This window comes from Legionella sp. km772 (genome assembly GCF_003989735.1).
Lineage (GTDB): Bacteria > Pseudomonadota > Gammaproteobacteria > Legionellales > Legionellaceae > Legionella.
Map to the genome: position 1 here is coordinate 1 of NZ_RZGQ01000147.1, position 7110 is coordinate 7110.

Consider the following 7110-nt stretch of genomic DNA (forward strand, 5'->3'; position numbering starts at 1 on the left):
TTGATTTTTTTGATGCAGTGTAATAATTTCGCTTTTTGGTCATTCTATTCCCCTCTTATATTAGAAGAATAGCTCTTAAAAATACCTTTTTTTCGTCTAAAAATCCGCGCCTATATCAAAAATCAATTAGCGCTTATTATCCCATGCCATCGCGTTATTAATGCCAACGGTGAATTAGGGGGGTACGGCGGAGGCTTAAGTAGAAAAAAATGGCTGATTGAGCACGAGAGGCTTAGTAAAATGCCCGTAAAAGTATACTGATACGGGCTAGGGTGCATTCTAAGTTATTTTTGTTTCATTAAATTTTTAACATCCCCTACTAAATTCATATTATTAGGATCAATGTATAAAACAGGTCTTTCTTCATGGAAATCTAGTTTGTTTAAATCAAGCCAAATAATGTTAGGAGTGATGGTTGTATTAAAATAAAAGGTTTTATGAGTTAGATCGATGACAGAAACCCAACGAGTAGCCCAGGCATCTTCCGTTTCGTTACCTGAAGTATCAATGGCTCCAAAAGGTACCATGGCGGTACGAATGACTGATAACACACCTGCAACGGCTTCACGCACATCTTTGGGGCTAGGTAAGGTCTTTAAGTAGCTTGAAACACGTACAAAACGACTTAAGGGATCGCTATCGCCAGGTAAGGCCAGATTTCCACCAAAGGGTTTATATTTCTTAAGATTCTCTAGTTGGATTTTATAAGCAGGTTCATTGGTCATGACAGTATATTGATGCCCATGATAAATAATTTTTTTACCATCGATGAATTCAATAACGGCGGCATCCCCGCTAGCATCTTGTATACTTAAATGAAGAGGCCATTTTTTATTATGTAACATGGTTTCACAAAGCTGAAATTTATCTGTGGATTCAATTACTTCTTCCACTGTTTTATAATTATCCAGTATATATTGCGCCCAAAGTGTATTGGATAGTGCCGGTATTTTTTCATCTCGTTTTTCAAAAGATGAACCGGTTAAATATAATAAGTGGGCAGCTAACCCATGTTCGTTAACACCGTCGGATGCTGCTGATGTGTTAAATTCTGTAACTACCACAGAACCATACTTGGATTTCCATTTCAATGAGTTAGGACCCGCTTCGCCCTCACGCATCATTCCTCGGGGGTAGACAAGAATCGTTGGCATGTCGGGTATAAATAAATCTACAGTGCGTGCAACAACTTTTGCTTTGTCGTTATTATTAAAAAAAGCAGTAGTACAGCTATACGATATATTAAGGAATAAACCCGGTAGTAAGAGGGTCACAAGTATAATTTTTTTCATAAATTTCCTTTTAAATGAAAGTCTTCCTAATAGTAGTGGAGCTCTAATGTTTAAGCAAATTTCCCCAAAAATATCACTAAAAATATAAAACTTAGTTGCTGCTTATCTATTCTTCCTTATTGATACTCGTGGTTAAGGGCATTAACGATGTTCGGGTAGGTGAATTGGAATCCCAGCTCTGTTAGGCGCTTAGGTAAAACTTTTTGCCCTTGAAGTAATAAATAGTTGCCCATTTCACCAAATAATATTTTCACAAACCATCCAGGCATTTTTATAAATAAGGGGCGATTTAATGCAGCGGCTAAGGAAGTTGCAAACTCTTTTTGAGTCACAGGAGAAGGTGACGTGATATTAATAGTACTGGGCAGGGAGGGCTGATTGATGAGAAAATTAACTGCATTAATTAAATCTTCATAATGGACCCAAGATAGGGTTTGATTACCACTTCCTATAATACTCCCAAGACCAAGGCCAAAAGGCAGCTCTAGCTTTTTTAGCATCCCTTCTCTTTTTTTTAGTACTACACCAAAACGTAATGTAGTAACAAAAATACCAGCATCAAGCGCTGGTTTAAGCGATTGCTCCCAAGCAAGCCCTATGTGTTGTAAAAAGTCTTGAGCTTGTTGAGGAATGGGTGTGTCTTCATCAAAAGCACCCGTGCTTAAAACTTGTGCGCCATAAATACCGATGGCGTTTGCACAAAAGAATCGAGGTTTTGCATGGTAGGCTATTAGCCATTCAGTTAAGCGCTTATTAGTTAGCGTACGTGATTCAATAAGCTCATGTTTTATCTTCTCTCTCCATCTTTTGGCACCGATACTGGAACCCGATAAATTGATCAGCAAATCATAGGGCGCTGCATCATGCTCTTTCAAACTATCCCAGGTTATCTTATGAATGTTTTTAGGAAAAATATGCTCTAATTTGGCTAGGTTACGTCCTAAAACGCTAATTTGGTGCATTGGAGAGAGCTGCTTAACTAGTAGGGTTCCTATAAAACCAGAAGCACCTGCGATTAGAATATTCATTGTACCGTTCCTTTAATGGCGTGCATTTTTTATTTCAGCGATGTTATTTTCTATAGTCTTACAAATGTCATTGAGGGGTAAATGACTCAAATTTTCAATTGAAAAGGGATTTTGCAGCTCTACTCCGATTTGATCTAGTGAAAAAAGGGCGTAAGCAACAAAGGTCACGACAATAGGGTTAATATAGATCGAATAATTCACTAGAGCTATTGGAAGTATGAGCAAAAATAAAAGAATAAACCGTCGTGATTTTATTGCCATTACAAAAGGCATGGGTGTTTTTAAGATTCGCTCACACGCGCCTTGACAATCAAGAATAGTTTCACGAAGCTCTTCTGCTTTTAAAAAAGCAAACTGATTTAATGTGCCATTTTCTTGAAGTTTTGATAAAAGATCCGCAAGTTTTGATGAGATGAAGTTTGGTTTGTGTTGCCACTGCTGCATTTGCGCATAAATGTGTTCATCTAATAGATGTTTTACCTCATCGGTGGGCATTACTTCCCGTAAGGTATTTTTCATAAGGTAGGGCATTGCTGCGATGAGCCCTAGACTTGTATTTATTTCAACCTTATTTGATGGTCCAACATAATTAAAAATGATGATGGCTAAATTTCTACTGCAATTCACCACTGTGCCCCATAGTTTCCTTGCTTCCCACCAGCGATCATAACCTGCATTAACGCGAAAAACTAAAATTAAGCCCATAATTACCCCGGCATACTCAAAAGGGCTGATAGGTAAAACCAGCGAAGGAATAAAAATACTGAGCAAGGAGATTAAACAGGCATATAGACAGGAAGCCAAAACTTTTTTCCAAACTCTGGGGGTAACGGATCCTTGAAATGCAAGGGCACAATCTAAGAAACTGGGGTATTCATATTTGTTAATTGTTTTTTTATTTTCTGTCATAGTACTTTTCACCTATATGGAGTATAAATTTCTTATTAGCACTTAGGAGAAATGGAGTAAAAGCCTCATTTCGGTATAGAGACCATGTGCTATCGCCTTAGCCGTTTTGATTGACCATTTAAATAAGGGTTTTGGTAAGAAATTCAAGCTTGCTTAAATAAAAGTTTTAAGCAGACAAACTCTAACAAATCGAGAATCAGAGCCTATGTGGGGTCATCGTATCTTATATCCTGCAAATATCTACCCCCTAGTCCTAAGGACAAGGTCTATAATGAGAGTATAAATTAAAACGGAAGAGTTATAGTGCGAATTGCTATCTCAGGAACTCATTCTCAAGGAAAATCAACTTTTGTTCGTGATTTCCTCAATAAATATCCCCACTACATTTTTGAAAATGAGCCTTATCGTGCAATTATGCATCAGCATGAAATTTTCTTTGGCGACCAACAGAAGATTGAACATATTGAATTGCAGTTAAATCATTGTTTATCCCGAGTAAAAAAGTATAAAGCGGGTGATTGTGTTATTTTTGATAGACCACCTTCTGATTATATTCCCTATTCAGATTATTCAGCAGTAAATGCGCAATCAGACATTAATAAAGCGTATATTGACTCTTTATTTCCACGAATAACACCTATATTAGCCCATTTGGATCTAATCGTTTTTGTCCCTATGTGCGAAGACTACCCCATGTGTTTAGAAGATGATGGTCATAGACCCATAGATGATTTTTATCGAATTTGGGTTGATGAGGCATTTAAAAAATTATATCGTGAAGACCTAGATCGTTTATTACCTAAAGAAAATGCTCCTCGAGTGGTTGAAATTACCGGACCTCGTGAGCTAAGAGTTGCATTATTAAAGCAAGCTATTCAACAAGCTATTTTGAGCTAGATAGTAATAAAAAAGCCTTCTCCAATAACTAAGGAGAAGGCTGCTATTTTAAAATAGAGTTAACGTGCAGTAATACCCCAGGGTGTACCTCCTGGTTGACTTTGCACCACACAAGTGCCAAGAATGTTGCCATTCATTGGGCAGACATATACTTCGTTTGTGTTGCTGGTAGTCAGATACATGTTGGTTCCATTCGGTTGAATAGAAAGCCCAATAAGACCATTGAAACTATTGCTACCATTTGCACTAAGGCAGGTTCCAAGGGAGCCGTTTGATTGAATTGGACAATACAATACGTTATTGGAGCCAGTTTGCGCAAAATACAGATAGGTACCTTTGGGATGAATAGTCAATGCGTTTGCATAATTTGCTGATGAATCTATTTCTAGGCAGTTTGATACAGATCCTGTAACTAAATTTATTGCGCAATAATAAATGTAATAACCCGCATTAGAAACATAGACATAACTTTGTTTTGGATGTATGGCTATTGCTTGCGGAAAAACTATACCTGTATTGTTAGCGATGCAATTGCTCAATGCCCCAGTGGTTCGGTTAATAGGACAGGTAATGAGTCCATTATTATAATCAGACACATAGGCAAAGCGATTATCATTACTAACTGTAATTCCTACTGGCTGGTAAAAACCATTACCTGTTGATTTGCAGTTAGTCAGCGCCCCTGTATTTACATTGATTGAACAATAAGATACTGACTGGCTGCCAGTGTTGGTAACATAAGCGATAGTGCCTGCCGGATTAACAGCAATATTTCCTGGTCCTGTAAACGGGAATGGAGCACCTGTTTGCGCATTACAAGGATTTAAGCTTAATGCAGTAACAACTGCTTGGTTTAAAAAGCATGAGCTTACTGTTGTTCCTGTGAAAGCAACCCGATTTGCGATAAAGACATAATCGTTTACATTTAAGGTTGCACTATTACTGGTTTGTGCCTTACGTGTGGCAGTAATTGTCGCACTTGCATTTCCCCCCGTACCGCCGCCACTGACAGCAAAAGCAGTACCATGCGAGTTAAACACTGATTTCGTAGGAAAAATAGCAACATTTGAGTTTGTTGAGCTCCAATTAACATACTTTGTAATGTCAAGCACCGCACCATTACTATAAACACCAACAGCTTTATAAGGGACAAAGCTACCGCCTAAAACAGTAGAAGAGCTTGGAGTAATAGTAATACTGCTTAAAGCAGGTTCAGTAACAGTGACATGGATTGGGCTGGTTAATTGCTTAGGCAAGCGGCCGTTATAGGTGACTTTTACAGTATCCGTTATGTTACCATTGTCAAGCGCATCAGCAATGCTCGGTGTCACTGAAACAACAAAATTACAAGAACCATGAGCCGGAACTGTTTGACAAGGGCGGCTCACTATGACTGATGACGAGTTTCCTGTGATGGATTGGCTAACGCCAATAGGAATACCAGTAAGGTTGGTAATAGTATAACTGTACGTTGAGGTATCTTCTCCCGCCACCATTGGTGAAGCTAAAGCCGGATAAGGGCCAGAGAGTCTTATTGGTTGACCCACATTGGCGTATGTCAGAGATAAGTTGCAACTTAACAATAAGCACAACGCCATCGTTTTCTTTTTTAAAAACATTATTATTAGCTCTTTTTAATAGTGGCATTAAACTGCGTATGTGAACTTAAATAGCAAATTATTGCTATCTAGCGCAAAAGAGGCTGCGCTTATTATGCTTTGTGCTGATTGTGAATAACGGCTTGCTGCAACATGCCCTAAAGGTGTGTATAAATATTCCATCGATACTTTAAAATGATCGCCGAATTTTTTATTTAAACCTACTCCTAGGTTATACGCTACATTCGAATTAGTATGGACAGGAAGTTGTATAGAGCTTATGGCAAATTCAGGAGCATTTGCTTGTTCTTGATAAGAAAGCTTGTTCCAAGCAGGGCCTACACCAAGAATGAGGTAACTTGCAATTCCGCGATATTGGACTAAACCAGGTTTAAAATCCAGCATGATACGAGAACTTTTAAAAGCTGCTTTAAATGATTGGTTCGCTGCACTTGGAGAGGAGTAATCCCATGCATCTCCCTTTATAGTGGTTTGAGTGTAGTAGTAATTAAGCTCGAGCATTAATGAGTTAAAATAAGTACGTCCAGCAAGCTCATCAACTAAAATAGGGTAACCAATGCCGGCTGTATATAAGGCATCAGTATTCACTCCTGAAACGACTTCTAGATTCGGGTCAGTAGTAGTGACATCCATCACCGGATTATTAGCATTTAGCCAAGTAGGTCCAACACCTACACTGAACTCTACTTGTTTAGGTCCTGGTGTTGCTACTGGCCCCATGGCTCCGGCAATGGCTTGAGGTAAATAGGAAAATAATACGGTCGATAGAACTAATCCGACAGAATTATGTCGCTTGAATTGAGGCATACCATCTCCTTGGTTGAAATATTATATTTAACTGCTTAATTATGCTTTGATTTATATAGTAAATTCAACAAAGTTTAGAAACAACAGTAAAATAATAGTGTGTAACGGACTTTTTATTCCATTTATGCGCACTATGTTTATTAAGGCTCTTTTAGGATGGTCACAAGATCTAATTTTCTAACTATTTAAAATAACCATTGGATAAATAATGAGCTAAACTATGATAGAGTCTAATAAGGAATTTCTATCATGAAATATGGAAATGCATCAAGATACCTAAACTTTATCATCGTATGTATTTTAACTATTGGCGCTTCTTCAGCTATAGCCTGCGATAGTTGTTCTTGCGGTAACGGTACATTCGGAACCTCACATTGTTGCATTAGTAATGGTGATTGCATAAGCGGCGATACCTGTCAAGCGGGCCTATGCGAGCCGGCAGGGCCACCTCATGAAAAAAATCTAGCTTAAATCGGTAAATAATGAGAGGCTAGCTTCATTTAAATGGATATAGGAATGAAGCTGGAAGAAGGATTTTTAGATTTTTTTATTTCACTT

General features: G+C 38.1%; 6 protein-coding genes and 1 pseudogene. 2 read left to right on the plus strand and 5 right to left on the minus strand.

Features of this window, described 5'->3' with window-relative positions; all coding sequences use genetic code 11:
* Positions 1-114: 114 nt before the first annotated feature.
* Positions 115-261 (plus strand): annotated as a pseudogene (locus ELY15_RS12185) (methylated-DNA--[protein]-cysteine S-methyltransferase); the annotation flags it as partial.
* Between the two features lie 23 nt (positions 262-284).
* Here the strand turns inward: ELY15_RS12185 and ELY15_RS12190 are convergent.
* From ELY15_RS12190 to ELY15_RS12200, 3 genes are all read right to left on the minus strand, one after another.
* Complete coding sequence (locus ELY15_RS12190) at positions 285-1292, minus strand: linear amide C-N hydrolase (RefSeq protein WP_127100411.1); 1008 nt, start codon at positions 1290-1292, stop codon at positions 285-287.
* 116 nt (positions 1293-1408) lie between these two features.
* A complete protein-coding gene (locus ELY15_RS12195; RefSeq protein ID WP_127100413.1) occupies positions 1409-2320 on the minus strand; it encodes a TIGR01777 family oxidoreductase in 912 nt (303 codons plus the stop codon).
* Positions 2321-2332: 12 nt separating this feature from the next.
* Positions 2333-3229 carry a bestrophin family protein gene (locus ELY15_RS12200; protein ID WP_127100415.1) on the minus strand — a complete coding sequence of 299 codons (897 nt, stop codon included), beginning with the start codon at positions 3227-3229 and terminating at the stop codon, positions 2333-2335.
* Between the two features lie 303 nt (positions 3230-3532).
* Between ELY15_RS12200 and ELY15_RS12205 the strand changes: the two genes are divergently transcribed.
* On the plus strand, positions 3533-4126 hold the full coding sequence (locus ELY15_RS12205; RefSeq protein WP_158617473.1) for an AAA family ATPase: 594 nt from the start codon (positions 3533-3535) through the stop codon (positions 4124-4126).
* A 59-nt stretch (positions 4127-4185) separates the two neighbouring features.
* Here the strand turns inward: ELY15_RS12205 and ELY15_RS12210 are convergent, their stop codons facing one another.
* Both ELY15_RS12210 and ELY15_RS12215 read right to left on the minus strand, forming a co-directional pair.
* A complete protein-coding gene (locus ELY15_RS12210) occupies positions 4186-5724 on the minus strand; it encodes a YncE family protein (protein ID WP_158617474.1) in 1539 nt (512 codons plus the stop codon).
* A 48-nt stretch (positions 5725-5772) separates the two neighbouring features.
* Positions 5773-6552: an outer membrane beta-barrel protein gene (locus tag ELY15_RS12215; RefSeq protein ID WP_127100421.1), complete on the minus strand. Its 780-nt coding sequence runs from the start codon at positions 6550-6552 to the stop codon at positions 5773-5775.
* Positions 6553-7110: the final 558 nt, after the last annotated feature.

Excerpts from the sequence above, each read along its gene's own strand:
- ELY15_RS12190 (WP_127100411.1), bottom strand. The coding sequence starts at position 1,292 with ATGAAAAAAATTATACTTGTGACCCTCTTACTACCGGGTTTATTCCTT.
- ELY15_RS12195 (WP_127100413.1), bottom strand. The coding sequence starts at position 2,320 with ATGAATATTCTAATCGCAGGTGCTTCTGGTTTTATAGGAACCCTACTA.
- ELY15_RS12200 (WP_127100415.1), bottom strand. The coding sequence starts at position 3,229 with ATGACAGAAAATAAAAAAACAATTAACAAATATGAATACCCCAGTTTC.
- ELY15_RS12210 (WP_158617474.1), bottom strand. The coding sequence starts at position 5,724 with ATGGCGTTGTGCTTATTGTTAAGTTGCAACTTATCTCTGACATACGCC.
- ELY15_RS12215 (WP_127100421.1), bottom strand. The coding sequence starts at position 6,552 with ATGCCTCAATTCAAGCGACATAATTCTGTCGGATTAGTTCTATCGACC.